Source organism: Pedobacter gandavensis (genome assembly GCF_014172405.1).
In the GTDB taxonomy this organism is placed as follows: Bacteria; Bacteroidota; Bacteroidia; order Sphingobacteriales; family Sphingobacteriaceae; genus Pedobacter; species Pedobacter gandavensis.
Genome location: NZ_WNXC01000002.1, coordinates 471,349 through 491,108, shown reverse-complemented (window position 1 = coordinate 491,108; position 19,760 = coordinate 471,349). Strand labels below are relative to the sequence as shown.

Annotated in this window: 19 protein-coding genes and 1 riboswitch; of the genes, 10 read left to right on the top strand and 9 right to left on the bottom strand. The window is 39.4% G+C overall.

What is annotated here, in order from left to right:
* The first annotated feature begins 30 nt into the window (after positions 1 to 30).
* Positions 31 to 504 carry a hypothetical protein gene (locus tag GM920_RS10050; RefSeq protein ID WP_182956520.1) on the top strand — a complete coding sequence of 158 codons (474 nt, stop codon included), beginning with the start codon at positions 31 to 33 and terminating at the stop codon, positions 502 to 504.
* On the top strand, positions 497 to 997 hold the full coding sequence (locus tag GM920_RS10045; protein ID WP_182956517.1) for a hypothetical protein: 501 nt from the start codon (positions 497 to 499) through the stop codon (positions 995 to 997). The genes GM920_RS10050 and GM920_RS10045 overlap by 8 nt, the downstream gene beginning before the upstream one ends.
* 77 nt (positions 998 to 1,074) lie before the next feature.
* Here the strand turns inward: GM920_RS10045 and GM920_RS10040 are convergent, their stop codons facing one another.
* The 3 genes from GM920_RS10040 to GM920_RS10030 all read right to left on the bottom strand — a co-directional run bounded on the left by GM920_RS10040 (position 1,075) and on the right by GM920_RS10030 (position 3,244).
* On the bottom strand, positions 1,075 to 1,734 hold the full coding sequence (locus GM920_RS10040; protein ID WP_182956515.1) for an HAD family hydrolase: 660 nt from the start codon (positions 1,732 to 1,734) through the stop codon (positions 1,075 to 1,077).
* Positions 1,735 to 1,844: 110 nt separating this feature from the next.
* Positions 1,845 to 2,021 (bottom strand): hypothetical protein, encoded by a 177-nt coding sequence (locus GM920_RS10035; protein WP_182956512.1) that lies wholly within the window; start codon positions 2,019 to 2,021, stop codon positions 1,845 to 1,847.
* A 110-nt stretch (positions 2,022 to 2,131) separates the two neighbouring features.
* Positions 2,132 to 3,244 carry a metallophosphoesterase gene (locus tag GM920_RS10030; protein WP_182956509.1) on the bottom strand — a complete coding sequence of 371 codons (1,113 nt, stop codon included), beginning with the start codon at positions 3,242 to 3,244 and terminating at the stop codon, positions 2,132 to 2,134.
* A gap of 136 nt (positions 3,245 to 3,380) precedes the next feature.
* Here GM920_RS10030 and GM920_RS10025 point away from each other — a divergent pair, with 136 nt between their 5' ends.
* From GM920_RS10025 to GM920_RS10000, 6 genes are all read left to right on the top strand, one after another.
* Positions 3,381 to 5,846: an outer membrane beta-barrel protein gene (locus GM920_RS10025; RefSeq protein WP_182956506.1), complete on the top strand. Its 2,466-nt coding sequence runs from the start codon at positions 3,381 to 3,383 to the stop codon at positions 5,844 to 5,846.
* A 22-nt stretch (positions 5,847 to 5,868) separates the two neighbouring features.
* Entirely contained in the window at positions 5,869 to 6,522 is a 654-nt protein-coding gene (locus tag GM920_RS10020) for a hypothetical protein (RefSeq protein WP_182956505.1), read from the top strand.
* Positions 6,523 to 6,942: 420 nt separating this feature from the next.
* Positions 6,943 to 9,309, top strand: a complete 2,367-nt coding sequence (locus tag GM920_RS10015) for a right-handed parallel beta-helix repeat-containing protein (protein ID WP_182956502.1) — start codon at positions 6,943 to 6,945, stop codon at positions 9,307 to 9,309.
* Between the two features lie 88 nt (positions 9,310 to 9,397).
* A complete protein-coding gene (locus tag GM920_RS10010; protein WP_182956500.1) occupies positions 9,398 to 10,294 on the top strand; it encodes a LysR family transcriptional regulator in 897 nt (298 codons plus the stop codon).
* Positions 10,295 to 10,366: 72 nt separating this feature from the next.
* A complete protein-coding gene (locus tag GM920_RS10005) occupies positions 10,367 to 11,299 on the top strand; it encodes a YeiH family protein (protein WP_182956497.1) in 933 nt (310 codons plus the stop codon).
* Positions 11,300 to 11,380: 81 nt separating this feature from the next.
* Positions 11,381 to 11,848, top strand: a complete 468-nt coding sequence (locus GM920_RS10000) for a DinB family protein (RefSeq protein WP_182956495.1) — start codon at positions 11,381 to 11,383, stop codon at positions 11,846 to 11,848.
* On the opposite strand, the gene wrbA is transcribed toward GM920_RS10000, so the two are convergent.
* The gene (wrbA, locus tag GM920_RS09995) at positions 11,829 to 12,926 is read right to left on the bottom strand and encodes an NAD(P)H:quinone oxidoreductase (protein WP_202986077.1); all 1,098 of its coding nucleotides are present in this window, start codon (positions 12,924 to 12,926) and stop codon (positions 11,829 to 11,831) included. The genes GM920_RS10000 and wrbA overlap by 20 nt on opposite strands.
* A 209-nt stretch (positions 12,927 to 13,135) precedes the next feature.
* Between wrbA and GM920_RS09990 the strand changes: the two genes are divergently transcribed.
* Positions 13,136 to 13,936 (top strand): AraC family transcriptional regulator, encoded by an 801-nt coding sequence (locus tag GM920_RS09990; RefSeq protein ID WP_182956490.1) that lies wholly within the window; start codon positions 13,136 to 13,138, stop codon positions 13,934 to 13,936.
* Between the two features lie 101 nt (positions 13,937 to 14,037).
* Here the strand turns inward: GM920_RS09990 and GM920_RS09985 are convergent, their stop codons facing one another.
* From GM920_RS09985 to GM920_RS09970, 4 genes are all read right to left on the bottom strand, one after another.
* Positions 14,038 to 14,454, bottom strand: a complete 417-nt coding sequence (locus tag GM920_RS09985) for a DUF983 domain-containing protein (RefSeq protein ID WP_182956488.1) — start codon at positions 14,452 to 14,454, stop codon at positions 14,038 to 14,040.
* An 11-nt stretch (positions 14,455 to 14,465) separates the two neighbouring features.
* On the bottom strand, positions 14,466 to 15,335 hold the full coding sequence (locus GM920_RS09980; RefSeq protein ID WP_182956486.1) for an AraC family transcriptional regulator: 870 nt from the start codon (positions 15,333 to 15,335) through the stop codon (positions 14,466 to 14,468).
* Between the two features lie 103 nt (positions 15,336 to 15,438).
* A complete protein-coding gene (locus tag GM920_RS09975; protein WP_182956483.1) occupies positions 15,439 to 15,885 on the bottom strand; it encodes a GtrA family protein in 447 nt (148 codons plus the stop codon).
* Complete coding sequence (locus GM920_RS09970) at positions 15,885 to 16,613, bottom strand: CDP-alcohol phosphatidyltransferase family protein (RefSeq protein WP_182956481.1); 729 nt, start codon at positions 16,611 to 16,613, stop codon at positions 15,885 to 15,887. Before GM920_RS09970 ends, GM920_RS09975 begins: the two co-directional genes overlap by 1 nt.
* Before the next feature lie 203 nt (positions 16,614 to 16,816).
* A riboswitch (SAM riboswitch) is annotated at positions 16,817 to 16,919 on the top strand.
* Between the two features lie 98 nt (positions 16,920 to 17,017).
* Here GM920_RS09970 and GM920_RS09965 point away from each other — a divergent pair.
* Entirely contained in the window at positions 17,018 to 18,181 is a 1,164-nt protein-coding gene (locus tag GM920_RS09965; RefSeq protein ID WP_182956478.1) for a cysteine desulfurase family protein, read from the top strand.
* Between the two features lie 59 nt (positions 18,182 to 18,240).
* Here GM920_RS09965 and GM920_RS09960 read toward each other — a convergent pair whose 3' ends face one another.
* Complete coding sequence (locus tag GM920_RS09960; RefSeq protein ID WP_182956476.1) at positions 18,241 to 19,431, bottom strand: metallophosphoesterase; 1,191 nt, start codon at positions 19,429 to 19,431, stop codon at positions 18,241 to 18,243.
* Positions 19,432 to 19,760: the final 329 nt, after the last annotated feature.

The window sequence follows — 19,760 nt, the reverse complement described above, 5'->3', positions numbered from 1 at the left end:
TGCTAAACTTTGGTTAATTTAGATGTAATCATGCTCGAATCTACCTCTCAGGTGACGATAGATCACCAAACCCATAGCATACATTATCTTTATGATAGGCATGCGGGAAAGCTATTAGGTTTTATTTTTGAAGTGGTAAAAGACCGAAAATTAGCCGAAGATTACTTAGTGAAAATATTTTCAGCCCTTTCATTGCAGCATAATCAGCAGGGAGAAGAGGGCATCCATACCTGGTGTCAGTTGTTGAAATTTGCAAAGACAAAATTGCAGCAGCTTCCTGTGGAGCATCGGGGTATGGAAGCTTATGACCGTTCAGCAATGACCGTAATGCATCCTTCCAATACTTACCTTGATCGACTAACTGAAATGCAAAGAATGGTTTTCTGTGAAGTTTATCATCATGGCAAAACTATTTCCGCGTTATCCATAGCGCTAAATACAACAGAAGATTTAACCAGAAAGACTTTAAAAGAGGCTTTCCTAATTATGAGAAGCAATGGTTAAAATAAACGAGTACTTAGAAAGCGGGGCCTTGGAATCCTATGTATTGGGTTCTGCCTCTAAAGCTGAAATTGAAGAACTATTGTCCCTTAAATCCAAACATCCTCAGGTTGAAGAAGCATTGGCTATCCTGGAAGCTGATTTGGAATGTATTGCGGAACACATGGCTATTACACCACCTCCAAATACCTGGCTCAAGATTGAAGCCAGTATGAACGAATTGGTGGAGCGGCCAAGGATGGAATATCTTATTGGTGATGAACCGGTAGAAAGCAGTCGTCCCAAATCAAGGTCAGGTAAAAGTGAGCAGTTTATTGAGGTTGAGGGAGAGTCCGGTCATATGCGTATCCACAAGATATGGAGATGGATTTTCGCCGCCGTATTTGTATTGGGCAAGATATTTTTAGCATTTGCCATCTATTATTACCTGGAAAACAAACATACACAAGAAGAAATTCAGCAGTTGAAAATAGAGCTTCGTAGTATGAGGCAATAATTATAAATGAAATCCGGATTTTCCTTGCTTCCAGCAGGACAATCCGGATTTAAATAGATATGAGGCGTGAATTCTGATTAGTCAAACAAATGAATAATCTTTTCGTATGACAAATCCTGATAGTCATTGATGTATAAATCACATTTCGGAAGTTCTTCAATCGAATGGGAGGTCAATACGCCCACTACACGCATTCCTGCATTTAAAGCTGCCGAAATCCCAGAATAAGAATCTTCAAATACCAGACATTGGGCTGGTGATACCCCCAGTTTCATTGCAGAGCTCAGGTAAACTTCCGGATCTGGTTTGTGTTTTTTTACATCTTCACTGGCCATGATCGAGCCTAATTTATTCCTGATATCCACTTTACTCAATATCAATTCAAGATTAGCATAAGGGGCAGAGGTAGCCACACCAAGTTTTACGCCATGGCTTTCGAGATCAGAGATGAATTCAACGATCCCTGCGATCGGTTCAATATGGTCTTTGTATATTTCGCGGAATAATCCTTCTTTTTCTTCTTCCAGTTCTAGCAGTTCAGTGCCGCTAACCGGTCTGTTAAAAAAGTGACTGAAGATATAGCTATTACTCTTTCCAAACATATGTTGGGCAAATTCTTCTTCGGTAGGGGCCAGGTTTCTAAGGGAAAAAAAATGACGAAAGGCAAGGGAATGATAAGGATTGGTATGGCAGATGACGCCATCCATGTCAAATATGACTGCAATTTCTTGATTCATCCTGTAAAGTTAATCACTAATCAGGAAGAAAAAACAAACGTCTGCATTTTCCGGGGAGAAAATACAGACGTTGTTAATGGTTTTTACACCAATAGGGTAACAAATAAAATTTATTTATTTGTTCTTTTTCGGTTATTGTCTTTGTTCGAGGTTTGATCTGATCGTTGTCCGCCTCCATTGGTAATCCCTATTTTTTTCTTATCTTCTTTAACACTGTGATAGGCACGATCTGAGGTTGGATTCCCTTGGCTGGCAGGATTGTTTTTGGGATGTTGTTCTTTGTTCATGATGTTTCCTTTCTTGTTTATTTTTTAAAACAAGCGTCGGTACATTTAGTTTCAATTGAAAATGATTTTGAAAGGTAATTGCTTATTATGTTGTGGTTTAGCAAGGGTTCTTAGATTTTGGTTGTTGAATTTACGGGGATTTCGAGTAAGCTTGCCAGAGGGCTTTCTTCTAATACAAATCGCTTGGAGCCTGTAACAGGGTGGAACTTCCATTTGATCAATCTGATTTTTCCATCTTCGATTTCTATTCCGGTAATATCACCATCATTAAAACAACAACATCCGGTATTGAAATAAGTATTTTTGGAATATTCCAATCTTGGGGAGGTATCTCCACTAATTTTTCCGGCAATTAATTCGGACTCTAGTTTTTGTACGATTTCCAGTTGCCCATTTTTTCTGGCTTCCTCTAAACGAATATAAGTTCTTTCCAGGTGGGTTAGGGAGTTGAAAACAGGTTGATGGGTATGTCCGGTAACCAAAGCCATCCCGGATTGTAATGCTGTCCAGTTATACATCATTGCATTGTGTGTAGATTTCAGCTGATTGTCGAAGGCTGGTGTATTTGGATTGATACGGAGGTACGCTTGAAATGGAGCCCAAACATTGGAGACAAACCATTTGCTAAACCAATTTCCGTCACTTTGAAGATCGCCTTGATGTCCATGCGTTAAAAAAACGTCAAGCTTTCTATTGTCAATTGGGATGCGTAAAATTATTCCTTCGTAAACTTTTAGTTTTTTGCCATATACTTTTTCCAGGTGGTATGCGGCAAGCGGATCATTGTCCCAATATAAATCGTGGTTTCCGAAAATCTTAAAAAAAGCACCTCTTTTTAAGAAGTTTGCCTCTAGTTCGAAAGTTGCCTTATTGTGTCTAAGGACACTCAATACAGGGTATTTCCAGAATTCTTCGCTGTCTCCCAAGCTGCAAAAAAGAAATTGCTGATTGTTGTAATGTTGTAATGCAGCAAGGTAGTTTTTTTCCGATAAGGCGAAATCATCGCCAGGATTTCGGTTACCCTTGTGCTGATCTGAAAAAATAATGAGTTTGGAGGAGGGCGCAAAATCAAGGAGTAAACCATGCTTTTCCTTGCCGCTGTTAATGTGCTCAAATAAGGACGTAAGGGCTTCGTGAACATGTTTTTGATCCGGTCTGGAAGTATATTTGTTCGCCAGTTTAATCACCCGTTCAGTCAGTAGTTTCTGTAGAAATAATCGCATTTTTATAAAATATTTTCAATTTCATGTAACCTTCTGCCGCTCAAGGGCATCTTATATTCAAATAAACAAGATCACCAAAACCTTTCACCTCAACAGATGATATGCATAAAAGCATAGGTGGAAAAAATATGTCTATATGAAAACGAAAATATACTACTTCTTTCCCTTGTTGCTCAGTACTTTGTTGTTTTTTTTCAATAAAGCACAAGCGCAAAATGCAGCAGTTGTTACAGGAGAGATCTCAGGGAAAGTCCTTGATGAAACGCAGAAAGTATTTCCTTATGCAAGCGTTAGCTTGTTGAATGCTAAAGACTCGAGTTCGGTTAGAGGGACGTTAACCGGTGATGACGGTGTTTATGAGTTCAAAAGCATTCAGGCAGGTAAATACCTGGTTGCCATTTATGTAGTTGGCTATCAAAAAATGGTTAAAGGTCCTTATCAAATTGGGGCGGATCGTCGTTTGCATGCGGTAGGGATGGTTCAAATGGTAGTTGATGCAAAACAGCTGAAGGGTGTAGATATTGTGAAACAAAAACCATTGATAGAAAGGCAGATCGATAAAACGGTATTGAACATTGAAAATAGCATTTTGGCAACCGGAAATACGGCATTGGAGATTTTACAGAAATCTCCAGGAGTCACTGTAGATAAAGATGGTAAAATAGCTTTGCGTGGAAAACAAGGGGTGACTGTTATGCTGGATGGTAAACCGACCTATCTTTCCGCGGAGCAGCTGGCTAATTTATTGCGTTCTACGGAAGGAAGTGCCATTCAATCCATTGAATTAATTACGAATCCTTCAGCTAAATATGATGCTGCGGGGAATTCGGGTATCATCAACATCAAATTAAAGAAAAATCGCAATTTCGGGACCAATGGTACAATATCAGCTGGTGCCGGTTATGGTACTTATCATAAAGCCAATGGTGGATTGAATCTGAACCATAGGGAGAAGAAGTTTAACATTTTTGGAAACGCAGATTACGGACTAAATAAACGATTTGGGGAAACAGATATTGTAAGGGTGAATAATACGGCTGAGGATCAAACTTACTTTGACCAAACCAGTCATTCTATAAATACAAGGAAAAATGGAAACTTTAAAGCAGGAATGGATTATTTTATCAATGATCACCATACACTCGGTTTTTTTGTAAATGGTTACCGAAGCACCAGGAAATCAGCAGCAGATGTATTGACACTGATTGGTGATCAACCTGGAAAAACAGATTCTTCTGTGGTGGCCCCAAACACGGGTAGTTCGAAATATACCGGAATTACTTATAATTTAAACTATCGCGGGACTTTGGATACCTTGGGGCAGGAGATCAGTGTAGATGCTGATTATTCACGCTATAACGGAAATGAAGATAATATCTTCAATAATATGTTTAAAAACGCAGTAGGACAACCTCTAAAGCCATCATATATCTTCAGAAATGCAGCTCCTTCTACTGTGAAAATTTGGGGAGCTAAACTGGATTATACTTATCCTATTAATAAGGATATGAAGTTAGATCTTGGTCTGAAGTCCAGTTTTGTAAACACGGATAATAATTTCTTATATGAGAATTTTGTTCAGGAACAATGGCAAAATGATGTGACCAGAAGTAACCGCTTTGTTTACGATGAAAATATTAATGCAGCCTATGCGAATTTTAAAACCAAATTTAAGAATACAACGGTGCAAGTTGGATTGAGAGCTGAACAGACCAACTCTAAAGGCAATTCGATCACTGAAAGTAAAATAGTCAACAGAGATTACATCAACTTGTTTCCAAGTGTTTTTATCAACCAGGAATTGTCAAAAGATCATGAGGTTGGCCTGTCTTATAGTCGCAGGATAGATCGTCCGGACTATGGCAACTTGAATCCCTTTATCAGTTATTTGGATTTGTATTCCTACAGACAGGGGAATCCATTCTTAAAACCACAGTTTACCAATGCCTTTGAATTCTCTTATTCCTTCAAAAAGAGCTTGAACGTAACCTTAGGTTATAGCCATACGAGTGATGTCATGACTGATGTATTGTTAACGGATACCGCCAAGAAAACTATTTTTATTTCCATACAAAACCTGGCTAAACAAGATTCTTATAACCTAAATCTGAGTTATCCAATAGCCATTACCCCATGGTGGAGCACCAATAATAATTTAACTACTTATTACAATAGTTTTCAGGCACCCGATATTTTAGGTGCTGAATATAAGAGTGGCAGATTGGCTTTTAACCTGAATACGACACAGTCGCTAACCTTAAATTCTTCTACAAAATTTGAATGGTCTGGTTATTTTCAGTCTAAACAAGTATATGGAACTTTGTTGATTGCAGCACAATATGGAGTCGATTTAGGCGCAAGTAAGTCCTTTTTGGACAACAAGCTGAACCTTAAATTCTCTGCCAATGATGTGTTTAAATTACAAAAAAGTAAGATTACCAGCGCGTTGCCTTCTCAAAATTATGTGGTCAATGAAAGATGGGAAAGTCAGGTATTTCGCTTAACTTGTACCTATCGTTTCGGAAGCAAAGATGTTAAGGGGGCCCGTCAGCGCTCAAGTAGTTCCGAAACAGAGGGGAGACGGGTGAAATCCGGCCGATAAGGCCATATAAAATGCTGGCTAGATGATGTATACCTCTGAAAGAGATTATCATTCGACAAAATTAATTAAAAGAGGAGAAAGAGCGCTTGATGGTTCTTTTTCCAAATTTGCGGATTGGATTTTAGAAGAATTTGGATGGAGACCCATCAACATAATTTATGATAAAATTGATCCCAATGACCGACCTAAACTCAGTCTGATTTTTGAACTTCAGGGTCAGGCATCTGTGTTTCATAATGGTTCTGGTTATGATGAGGGGAAAAGAAAGGCTGTTGTTGATCAATTCAGGTCTTTTAGAAAAGAAAATACCGGGATCTCTGATAATTCAGACATTTGGGTGATTTTTCAGGAGTTTGAACCTGCAGAGCAGGCGGCCTGTAATGAGAAAATTCCTCAGGAAGAAATTAATACTTTTAGAGCTAAATTCATGGATAAGAATCTCTGGGAGATTGCTCGATTCGGTGCTTATACCACTTTTTTCTTCGAAACAAAAGAACAGATGATCAATAGCAAAGTGAATGGGCTTCAAGCGGAAATTAGAAAGGAGTATCTAGCTCTGCTGAAACCTTACGATGAGTTTAATTATTTTAATCTGGAAAATTTACCGGTAGTTTTTGATAATAAGGAGAATTTTGAGGAGAACTACCAAGGAAACTGGGATCTGTTTTATAAGTAAAATTCTTGATTAACCTTGAAAAACCAGGATCAGCCATGGAGTTATTCCGGATTTATTTTTGGAAGCAATGACGCTGGGTTATGATCAACTTCAAGTAAATGTCCGGTTTCATTAATCTAAAAGCCAATTTTTCTCTATTTATAGTTTTTAGGAGTATAATGAATGAATTGAACGCAGCTAATCAATGCATTATTCGCTAATTTTAATAATATACATGAAGCAAGATGCGCTCCCAAATCATATTTATTAAAGCTGAAGGTTCCCCTTCAGCTTTTTTTTTGCCCTTCCTGGTAGATGTTTTGGGTAATTAATTGTGTTGTTTTTTGCTGATTTAGTCACTTATTGCCGTTTTTGTTCTAAATTTTGTATCATTAGCTAAGCGTTTGAACCACAATCGAAACACAAAAAACCAGATATAAGATGAAATATCTAATGCGCGTTAAGTTTTCTTTACGCTGTTGCTTGCTATTGGTATTGTTAAGCAGCAGTTCTTTTGCTAAAGAGCTTTATGTTTCCGTTAAAGGAAATGACAACAATCCGGGAACCAAAGAGAAACCCCTCGCCAGTCTTCAGAAAGCGCAGCTTTTGACCAGGAAAATCAATGATGCCGTTACCGTATATGTCCGTGGAGGGACCTATTACCTTTCTGCTCCGCTATTATTTACAAAGAAAGATGACCGGTCTCTAAAAACTGCTGTAGTATATAAAGCGTACCCTGGGGAACAGGTGAAAATAAGTGGAGGAAAACCATTGCAATTAACCTGGGAGTCATTTTCCAGCGGTATTAAAAAAGCGAAGGTGACCAATGATGTGGCTTTTGATCAGTTGTTTGTGAATGGGAAGCAACAGCGTATGGCCAGGTATCCGAATTACAATCCAGACCTGAGATTTTTTGGTGGTGCCTCTGAGGATGCCATTAGCCCGGAGCGCGTAAAAAGCTGGAAACATCCGGAAGGTGGTTTTGTACATGCGCTACACCGACATGAATGGGGAGGGTACCATTATGAGATCAACGGAAAAGATAAAGATGGGAAACTAGATTTGCGCGGTGGTTTTCAAAACAATCGTCAGTCGGGAATGCATGATAAATACCGTTTTGTGGAGAATATCTTTGAAGAGTTAGACACCGTTGGAGAGTGGTATTTCGATAAAAGGGACAAAACACTGTATCTATATCCGGAAAAAAACACAAACCTGGCTAAAGCTTTGATCGTGGTTCCACAATTAAAATCACTCTTTGAGTTTCGTGGAACGGCTGCGGAGCCGGTAAGAAATATCCGGATCGAAGGGATGGAACTCAGTCATACCTTAAGAACTTTCATGGAAACGAAAGCGCCTTTGTTGCGTAGCGACTGGACGATTTATCGTGGTGCTGCAGTAGTGATGGAAGGTGCGGAGCATTGTGTAATCAGCGACTGTTTTTTTAATACAGTTGGTGGGAATGCTGTTTTTATGAGTAATTACAACAGGAACAACGTCGTGACTGGTTGCCGAATCGTCAATGCAGGAGCCAGTGGCGTTTGCTTTGTTGGGGACCCAAATGCTGTGCGTTCTCCGAGTTTTGAATATGCGCAGTTTGTCCCATTAAAGGATATTGACCGGGTACCGGGGCCAAAGACCAATAACCATCCTGCAAACTGTACGGTAGAAAACACATTAATGCATGGACTTGGAAGTGTTGAAAAGCAGGTTGCCGGAGTAGAAATTTCTATGTCGATGGATATTAAAGTGAGTCACAATACGATCTATGATGTACCCAGGGCAGGAATAAACATTAGTGAAGGGACCTGGGGTGGCCATCTGATTGCTTACAATGATGTGTATGATACGGTATTGGAATCTGGCGATCATGGGGCCTTTAACTCTTGGGGAAGAGATCGTTACTGGCATCCGGATTACGCAGTAATGAGTGAGATCGCTAAAAACAATCCTCAGTTGATTAAAGCTGATGTGATTAAGCCCATTGTGATTCATGATAACCGGTTCCGCTGCGATCATGGCTGGGATATTGATTTGGACGATGGATCTGGGAATTACCATATATACAATAACGTGTGCCTCAATGGCGGGTTAAAACTCAGGGAGGGCTTTTTTAGAACGGTGGAAAATAATGTGATCCTGAATAACTCCTTTCACCCTCATGTATGGTTTGTAAATAGTGGCGATATTTTTAGACATAATATCGTGATGCGTCCTTATTATCCGATCCGGGTCCAGGATTGGGGTAAAGCAGTCGATCATAACCTTTTTCCTGATAAGGAATCTTTATTACAGGCTCAAAAAGAAGGGACTGATGCTCATTCTTTATTTGGTAACCCAGAATTTATCAACCCAGAAAAAGGGGATTATAGGGTCAAAGCGAGCTCTCCGGCATTGAAAGTAGGCTTTAAAAATTTTCACACAGATCAGTTCGGTGTAACCAGTGCAGCTTTAAAAGCATTGGTACGTCCGGTTAAATTGCCTGTTATGGTTTCAGAATTAAGCTCAGTGGGAGTCGAGTATTATGATTTTTTTGGTGCAAAAGTAAAAAATCTAAATACCCTTGGCGAGCGCTCTGCAACAGGCATGGCTACCGAAACGGGTGTATTGGTGCTGGACGTGCCGAAGAAGAGTTTATTACATGGCATATTAATGGCCAACGATGTGTTGTTGATGTGCAATGATCAGCAGATTAAAAACTGGAATGACCTGGCCAGGGTTCAATCCGGTCTTCAATTGGCTCAGAAGATTCCAATAGCGATATTTAGAAACCAGGCATTGAAGAAAATGGAAATACCAGTAAAATAAAGGGTAACAATATGACTCGGTTTTAAGGATACTTGAATGGGTTTCTTTAAGTTTGGGTGTTTAACCAAGCACCCAAATTTAGATTCCGATGTCAGATTTTCGTTTAGAAGTATTCTATACCGTGGCCAAGCGTCTCAGTTTCACAAAAGCAGCTGAAAGTTTATTCATTACTCAGCCAGCAGTGACGAAACACATTCATGAACTGGAGCAGCAGTATAATAATAAGTTATTTGTTCGCAAAGGAAATCGGATTGAGTTGACACCTGCAGGCGAATTATTATTGCGGCATGCAGAAGACTTGTTCGCGATTTATAGGAATATAGATTTTGAGATGAATGCATTGGTTGATAAAAAAGAAGGCTTGTTAAATTTGGGCGCTAGTACAACCATTGCCCATTACGTAGCTGCTCCGCTACTCGCCAGTTTCAGAAAGAAATTTCCAGACATTCGTCTGAATCTTATCAACGGAAATACAGAACAGGTTGAAAAAGCTTTGATTGAAAAAGAAATTGATCTGGGTATTGTAGAAGGAAAGTCTAAAAATCAAGAAATCAGTTACACGGAGTTTATCAGGGATGAGATTGTTTTGGTTTGTGGGAAGGATCATCCTCTAGCCAAGAAAGACCAATTGAATCCGGTAACGCTAAAAGATTATGCTTTTGTTTTGCGGGAACAAGGATCGGGAACCAGAGAAGTAATTAGTCATGCGTTAAAATCTGTAGGTTTAAAAATGTCTGATCTGAAACTGGAAATCCAGTTGGGAAGTACAGAAAGTATGAAAGCATATTTAATGAATTCTTCTTGTCTGGCATTTATCTCCATTCATGCTTTAACGAAAGAACTACAAAATGGAAGTCTGAGCGTGATTGATGTAAGTGGATTGAATATAGAGCGGTATTTTTACTTTATTCATTTACAAGGTAAACTAGACGGCTTGTCTGAAGTGTTTTTACGTCATGCACAGTTGACTCATAATTTAAAGTAATACCGGATCAGGTTTTTCAATTTGACCAGCAGCTCCATTCTTCTCAATTTTGTCTCAGAAATAAGATTGATTATGGAACTTACTGAGAGAAAAAGGGAGATTGTTTTTTTGACCGCCGCATTATTCTGCTTGTTGCCGTTTATGTCGGCTCCCTTAGCTCTATTACTAGGGTTAATACTGGCGCAATTGATGCAACATCCCTATCCCGAACTTAACCATAAGGCTACCAATTTATTGTTGAAAATTTCCGTGGTCGGTCTGGGTTTTGGAATGAATGTTTTTGCGGCAATGAAAGCAGGAAGGGAAGGGGTATTGTTTACAGTGGCCTCCATCGTAGGGGTGCTGACGCTTGGTTATGTGCTCGGAAAAATCTTCAAAATTGAGCGTAAAACTTCCTATCTGATTTCTGCAGGTACCGCGATCTGTGGAGGTAGTGCCATTGCTGCGTTATCTCCGGTAATGAAAGCAGAAGAAAGGGATATTTCTGTTTCTTTAGGGATTGTTTTTATTCTGAACGCTGTTGCTTTGTTTCTTTTTCCTGTGGTTGGACACGCATTGGGCTTAACGCAAAGCCAGTTTGGAATGTGGTGTGCAATTGCCATTCACGATACCAGTTCTGTAGTTGGAGCTGCGGGTAAATATGGCGTAGAAGCCCTGCAGATTGCGACAACAGTAAAACTAGCCCGTGCTTTATGGATTGTACCATTGGCATTTGGGACGGCTTTTCTCTTTAAAAGTGACCGCTGTAAAGTGCAGCTACCTTATTTTATAGGCTTGTTTATCTTGGCTATGCTGGCGAATACTTATCTGCCTTTTGTGCATACCTTGTCACCTTATATTGTGAATGTTGCTAAAGCCGGTTTGACACTAACCTTGTTTCTGATTGGTTCTGGATTGTCTTTTAAAGTGGTTCGTATGGTTGGTGCTAAGCCATTTTTGCAAGGACTAATTCTTTGGCTGGCTATATCTGGAGCCTCGCTCTGGGCGATTATGACCTTATATTAAATTTCCCGCCGGGGTTTTTCAATTAAAATGAGGAAAGATTAGCTGTTTTTGTCGATTTTTGAAAGTATACCTAAACATAACATGAAAAAACAAGATTACATCCATATTTACGAAAGAGACCTTCAAAGATTGATTACAGAAATTGAGGCCTATCCTCAAAAGGAAGAAATGTGGCTAACTGCTACTGGGATCAGTAATACCGCTGGTCATCTGGCACAGCATTTAATCGGGAATTTAAGAACTTTTGTATGTGCGCCAATGGGCGACTTTCCTTATCAACGTGATCGCGAAGCTGAATTTAAGACGATTAGATTTAGTGATGAGGAATTGTTAAAAGAACTTTACGCTTTGAAAGCAGATGTAAAGACAAGTATTGAAAAATTGGAAGACCTCAATGCGGCTTATCCGATAGAGATCAAAGAGGTGCATGATGGCCAAACGAACGATTTTATGTTGTGTCATTTATTGGCGCATTTGGCCTATCATACCGGTCAGATCAATTACCATAGGCGATTACTGACCAACGCTGTTATTCCAGTTCAAAAATAGCCTGGATCTCTACAGACGAATTCATAGGGAGAGAAGAAGCACCAACAGTAGCCCTGGTGTGCATGCCATTCTCTCCTAATATTTCTACCAACAGGTTAGATGCTTCATTCATTAAGACCGCATGTTTAGTATATCCAGCAGCAGTATAAAAGAACCCTGTCAGTTGTACCGCTTGTTTCACATGGTCTAAATCACCGCCAGCTGCTTGTTTTAAAACCGCAAGAACGTTTAGTAAAGTCTGTCGGGTAGCTAATTTTGCTTGTTCTTCTGTGACCTCTGTACCCACCATTCCCGGATGATCTACTTTTCCTGCGTTTAATGCAATCTGGTTAATGAATACTTGTTTTCCTGAGATACGGAATGGTTTGTAGTTTCCAACGGGCGCCGGGGCATCGGGTAGTATCAGGTTTAATGCTTTCAAGCGCGCTTCAATTTTACTTGTTTTAGGCGCGACGGAACTGGCGGTACCAGTAACCGCTGTAATATCTTTTGTCAATTGGTTCCCCTTAGCTGCCTTAGCCAAGGCATAGCCTTGAAGTGCAGCAATGTGTAATTCCCCTTCAGAAGGTCTGCTCACTGCCGTTGCTCCAGCCAGCGAAGTTGCTCCAAAAACAGTATTTCCCTGAGGGATGGTTTTATCAATTTCCTGATTTCCCATGATTCCTGTGGGGATGATCACCATGCCATGAACGGCTAATGTACTCCAAAACGAGAGAATTGCTGCCTCACGTCCAGCACCACTTCCTGCCGACATAAACACAGTTGCAGGCATCCCTTCCAGTTTATGAGCTGTCCAGATCCCTACTGATTGGTCCAGAAAATACCTCATGTCTGCCGACATATTTCCAAAATGAACCGCTGATCCGAAAGCGATGCCATCATATTCAGGTAATTCTGAGATGGTCGCATAAGGGATCTGACCAAATGCTTGTTTCTGCTCATTTTCTAAGGATTTAATCCTTGGAACTTGCTTTAGTACTGCTGTTGCACCAGGGAATCTCTCTATGCCACCAGCGATTGCTTTTGCCATTTTATAGGTACCGCCACTTTCTGTGTTAAATAATACCAGAATTTTCATAGCTGAAGGTTTTGTGTTCTTTGTAGACTGTGCCTTTAAAATTGTAATGCTCAACAAGCATAATAATATTAAAACACCTGCTTTTAGAGGGGTTGAATTTATAAAATTCATTGAATATTTATTTAATGAGGTCATAAGACCCCAAAGATCGGTAAACCTGTTTGTCTTTAAATGTCTATATTTGCCAATAACATGTCATTTTACGACACATGGATAAAGCAAGATTTTGTCATTTAACTGTTGATTCGGTTAAAAAAGAAGCCTACGTATGGCATGAAGCAGATTGGAAGTTTTCTGACGAATGGCATACCCACCAGATGGGGCAATTGATTTTTGTAGAAAAAGGGCTTCAATACCTTCATACTGCAGAGAGAACTTACTTATTGCCCAGTCAGCATTGTGCCTGGATTCCTCCGGGATTGGCGCACCGGACTTCAAGCCCGATCAATCCGGTGTACCTCCGCTGTATATTTCTAAATAAAACCAGTGATAGTCCGTTTTTTAAAGAACTGAACATTTTTCATACGCCAAAGGTATTAAGAGAAATGATTTTGTTTACTGAGCAATGGTCGAGATTGGAAGAAGAAGAACCGGTGGAACAAGATTTTATAAAAGCTCTGGTGGGAATTTTACCACTTACTTTTAATACCTCCATACCTTTGGTGCTTCCAGTGCCCAGAGATCCGCGCATTGCCAGAATAGTAGACTATCTCACAGCATGTGTAGACAAAGGGGGGGCGGTGATGAATGAGCTTAAAATTCCTGAGGTAGCCGCCACATTCAACCTTTCTGCAAGAACCATGGAAAGGTTGTTTAAACAGGATATCGGGATTACCGTAGCTGGATACCTAAAATTATACAAAATGATCAAGGCGGTGGAGTTACTTTCTATATCAGGGGAAAATGTGAAAAGCGTTTCTATGAAGGTGGGATACGATAGTGTGTCGACTTTTAGCAATACTTTTCAGCAAGTATTAGGACTACGCCCACAGGAAATGATGGCACCATAAAAACAATTAATGAAAAAATGAAAGGCTCAGTTTTGATTGCTGAGCCTTTATGTTATCATGCGGGGGAATTGTTGACTGGTTTAAATTTTAATACCTGTTTTTTAGACTTTAGAAGGGTCGTAACTTAATCCAGGCGACAACCAATACAGCAGGATCATCCTAGAGTACCTGTAGTTGAATGGGGAACATAGTAATACACCCACCAGTAGGATACCTACATAGTACCATAGGTTTTCATAAGTTAAAGGCAAGCCTAAAACGTAGGCAGCAACACTCATCGCAATCATTTGTGCTACATTCATGGCATAACTCACAAACATGGCTACATAGAAATAACCAGGTTCGCGCTCAAACTTCAAACCACAATGAGGGCATAATTCATTCATTTTCTGTACTTTGAAACCGTAAGTAGCACCTGTAAAAACATTACCTGTACGACATCTTGGACATTTAGAATGGGTGATACCATACCATTGGGAAACATGCGGTGTTTGATTTAATTGGTCCGTACTGCTCATATCTGTGTGTTTTATTTATCTTGTTTTCTAAATTTATCTGGGGTTGAATCCACTTGTTTTTTGAAGAATTTTATAAAATAGGAGGGGTCACTAAAAGCCAGCTTCTCCGATATTTCCGCTATGGAAAGCTCCATATTGATCAACAAACGTTTCGCCTCTAAAATCACTCTATCCCGAATAAGCTGACCTGCAGAAATACCCAAAAGATCGTTGCATAATGCATTTAAATGATTTGGAGTAATGTACAGAAGTTCGGCATATTGTTTAGGAAACCTCAATTCTATAAAATTGGTTTCAATTAATTTTTTAAAACTTTTAAGCAGGGTTTGGTTGTAGGAATTGGTCTGGGGTTGCTGCTTTAAACTCAATCCTCTGGATACCTGAATAAAAATATTTAGCATAAGTAACTTTACCAGATCGGCATCAAATGGCCTTGATTCCTTTCCTTCATGAAGGATCTCTTCAAAAAGGGAGACTACCTTTGTCATGGTTTGCTCTGGTAATACCAATACTGCATCACCGGAATGCTCATCAAAGAAACTGAAATTCTCCAGATAGAGTGGATTGTATAAAAATGACTTGAAGTAATTTTCAGAGAAATTGATGATGTATCCTTCCACTTCAGATTCAAAAGCCCAACTGTGTACTTGTCCAGGGGTCATGAAGTAAATCATTCCAGGTAATACAGGGTAGTTTTTGAAATCTATCGTCTGAAGTCCGCTCCCTTTAGTAAAACAAACCATGTGGTAAAAGGAGTGACGGTGTGCCGAATGTAAGTGTAAATACTGCTTTGAATAATGGCCAAACCTGCTGACAAGGATACCTGCATTTTTGTATTCTTCAAAAGTACTGATGTCATAAACAGGAATGTCATTCTTCATATACAAAGATACTGCTTAACCGGGATTTTTAAGCGGTACTAATTGGCTATAAAATGGTACTTTTTACTGATCGGTGTTTTGGTCTACCTCTATAATACGTTGATTAGCTATTTAGCTCTGATACCTGTGGTGTTTTTGAATCACTTTCGGTTTTTTTAAATACCCAATATTTTTGTAGGGTGTAATTGAAACCCAGGGAAACCAATATATCCACCATGATCCTGGTGATCTTATAATCCAGGCGCAGCATATTCGTAAAAAGATAAGTTCCGGAAGATTTCAGAAAAATACTACCAGCAACTACAAATATAAATTTGATCAGTTGCTTGCCGACGGGAAGCTGATTAGATTGGTTGGCACTAAAGGTCCAGTAACGGTTGATAGAAAAGTTAACGATGGCACCAATGATGCCACCAATAGCGATAGAAATGGTATAGTGAATGTGCAATAGTTCTGTGCAAGCGATCATGATCAGGTAATCGATAATGCCACCAGAGAAAGCAGAAACCTGTGCTTTTGCAAAAACGAATGCAGATTTCTTAATGCTCATTAACGTGCCTTTTGTTGTTTTGCTTCTCGTTCTGCGTTATCCCTGATGTCACCTAGTTTTAACAGTTTCTTCGTGTCCAGGAAGTTGATGATGAATAAGACCACACAGATACCAGTGGCAAAATATTCAATTAGATGGCCAAAAAGTACTTCTAAGATAATGATAATCGCCAGAATGATTCGAATTTCAGTAGGTCCCACCACACCTGCATCGATACTGTAAATATCAGTGATTTTATAACGCAGCTGGGAGATGATCATGGCCCATCCATATAATGCGACAAATATAAAAGCAATTAATTCATATTCATTTCTGGCATAAACCAGGTAACCTAAGCCAATCAGGACCGTACTTACCCAATCCATAATGATATCTAATGAAAAACCGTACCATTTACGGGGAATGTTTCTATAATAAGCGATTCTTCCATCTAAGGAATCACCAAACCAGTTGATCGCTAAGCCTATTGGGCCTAATAGCAGGTATTCTCTACCTACATAAGTACCAAGGATGAAACTTAATAGTACAATTACTGAACCAGCTGTGCCTATAAACGTCAGCATATCTGAAGTGATAAAGGTAGGAACACGCTTAACCAACCAGGAAATTGTGCTTTGCTCTACACCGCTTAAAATATTGGTTCTTTTTCTATCCTGGAATATTCTTTTTAAAATACTGTTGTCGCCAGTTACTTGATGCGCCTCTTCTCTCAATTTATTTTCTTCCATTCAGGTTGTGTAATTATACTCTTATAGAATATGCTGCAAAAATATGGAATTGAAACTTTAAATACTGTCAAAATCCGTTATTTCTTAGGTAGAATTAGCAATTATATGACCAAAATTGAAAAATGAATAAATATTTCAATAAAGACTATTGATTTGGTAGACTTTATTGTATCTTTGTCACTAATAAAGTTCATACATTTATTTACTTATCCAGAAAGACTGAGGGAAAGGCCCTGTGATGTCTTAGCAACCTGTTAAATTAATAAGGTGCTAATTCCTGTCCGCCATTGGCGGAAGAGATAAGTTGTTAGAAAACAAGGTTTAATTTTCTAAGAAACTCGTCCAATGCCTTTACTTGTGTACTGATTAAGTAGATTATTTTTTAATCTATTAAACCAATTCGCATGAGAATTTATTTAGACAATGCCGCAACGACACCTTTAAACAGAGAAGTATTCCTGGCCATGGAGCCCTACTTTTTTGAAAATTTTGGAAATCCATCTTCTTCGCACCACCATGGTCGGAGCGCCAAGGTTGCTATTGCCCAGGCTAGAGGGATTATTGCTGACCTCCTCAATGCCAGTCCAGACCATATCGTATTTACTTCCGGGGGCTCGGAGGCCGATAATACGGCCATCATTTCTGGCATTCGCAGTAATGGCATCAAACTGGCCATCACTTCTGCTTTTGAACACCATGCGGTGTTGCATACTTTGCAGGCTTTGGAGAAAAATGGAGAAATCCGGATTGCTTACCTTCAACATGATGCGTTGGGAAATCTTTCTTTAGGACATTTAGAACAATTGCTGGGTGCCAATGAGCGTGCCTTTGTTTCTGTGATGCATGGGAACAATGAGATTGGAAACTTAAACGATATTGAAGCCATTGCTGAGATTTGTAAAAGATATCGCGCTGTTTTTCATTCTGATACGGTCCAGTCTATGGGGCAGTACCGTTACGATACACGTCAATTGAATGCGGATTTCCTGGTCGGTTCTGCCCATAAATTCCACGGACCGAAAGGAGTGGGGTTTTTATATAGAAATACCAGACAAGCCCTTTATCCTTTAATTAATGGAGGTGCGCAGGAGCAAAAACAGCGGGCAGGTACGGAAAATGTAACTGGTATTGTTGGCTTGGCTAAAGCATTAGAAATAAGTTATCGGAATCGGGAGGTTACTCAACAACATTTGATCAGACTAAAGGAACGTCTGATTTATAGATTGAAGGATAGAATTGCTGATATTGACTTCAATGGAAATTCAGCAAATACGGAAAAGAGCTTAAATAGTGTGTTGAGTGTTTCTCTTCCTGATCCGCAAAGCGGAATTCAGCTGCTTTCTCATCTGGATCAACATCAGATTTCAGTATCCGGAGGAAGCGCTTGTAACAGTCATTCCGCTGCGGCTTCTCATGTACTCAATGCACTAGGAACTCCATTTGGGAGGTCTACCATTAGATTCTCTTTTAGCAGATACAATACCGAAGAGGAGTTAGATTATGCGGTTGAAAAGCTGGCGAAATGTTATACGAAAGTAGGGATATCCGCTTATGCAGATGTATTTTAAGAGAAGTTTCAGCTAAGATTTTTGGTTGTATATTAATCTTGAATTAAAGAGAACGGGACTTATCGTCTCGTTTTCTTTAATTCAATTACGGTAATTTCTGGCCAAATTCCCACTCTGCCAGAAAAACCAAGGAAACCAAATCCCCTGTTAATATTCAGGTATCTGCCATTTGCACTCGTGATTCCTGCCCAATGTGCATATCGGTATTTCACAGGACTCCATTTAATCCCAAATGCCTCAATGCCAAATTGCATCCCATGGGTATGGCCAGATAAGGTCAACTGGATTTTTGAAGGCCATTTTTTCACTTCGGCATCCCAATGGGTAGGGTCATGTGAGAGCAATACCTTAAAATCATCAGGATTTACCTCTTGTAAAGCTTTCTTCAAGTCGCCACGCTCTCCAAAGCCAATCCCCCAGTTTTCTACGCCCGCAAGGATAATGTGTTGGCCATTTTTTTCAATGCGTACATGTTCATCTAAAAGTAATCGATAACCCATTTCTGCATGATGTTTTTTTAGGGCCTCCAGGTTTGCTTGTTTGGCAGCTTCGGTTTCCCATTTGATGTAATCTCCATAATCATGGTTTCCGAGTATTGAAAACTGCCCATGGCGAGCCTTAACCTGCGAAAAATGCCCCATCCATGGGACAATTTCTTCCGCTTTATTATTTACAAGGTCTCCGGTGAAGACGAAGAGGTCTGAATTCTGTGCTTTGATAAGGTCAATGCCTTTTTGTACTGCTTTCGCATTTTTGAAACTACCTGCATGTACGTCTGAAATCTGAGTAATGAGGAAACCGTCAAATTGTTCAGGTAGTTCGTCGAAGAATAGGGTGTGTTTAATGATTCGATAAGCATATTTGCCTTTAATAATGCCGTATAGGAAAATCAGAATGGTAATGAAAAATAACGCCAGGCCAAATTCTACCCAATAGACACTTCTTGATCCTCCGGTAATCAGGCGATAGCCATCTCCAATCATTAAAATGAGAATAAAGATCAACTCACTGGTCATCAATACTAAAAAAGTATGCGTGGTAATTTTGAAAAAGATATCCATTCCATTATTGCGCATACGCTGAATGGAATAGGCCAGTGAAGCCAAAATGAAGATGAGGAAGCCCCAAAATATTGGACTCAGCCAGCTGCTACTAGTCAGGGTTTCAATTCCGGAAAGGACATACCAGTTGATTAATAAAACGAAACCGGTGATAATGGCAAAAGGTAAAAGGTTGATTTTTCTTTTCATAAAAGGCTTACAATTATAAATGTAAGTTTTCAGAAGGGATTTTGTTTTGATCGTTGTCAATTTGACATTTTCCCGATGATTAGGAAATGGATCAGATGGCTGGAAATCGGAGTAAAGTTTGTGGGTTGGAAATTGGAAACAGAAAGGAATTTCGGAATCAATCTTGAAAAATATGGATTAAAAGCATAGGTGGTAATCTACTAATAATCAATCTATTTTGTTTGTTTATAATTAATCCCATAGAATTGGTAGTAAATTAATCATCTGAAAAACAACGAGTTATAAATTAGTTGTCTGGATTATGTACTACTAAACCTATATACTTTATA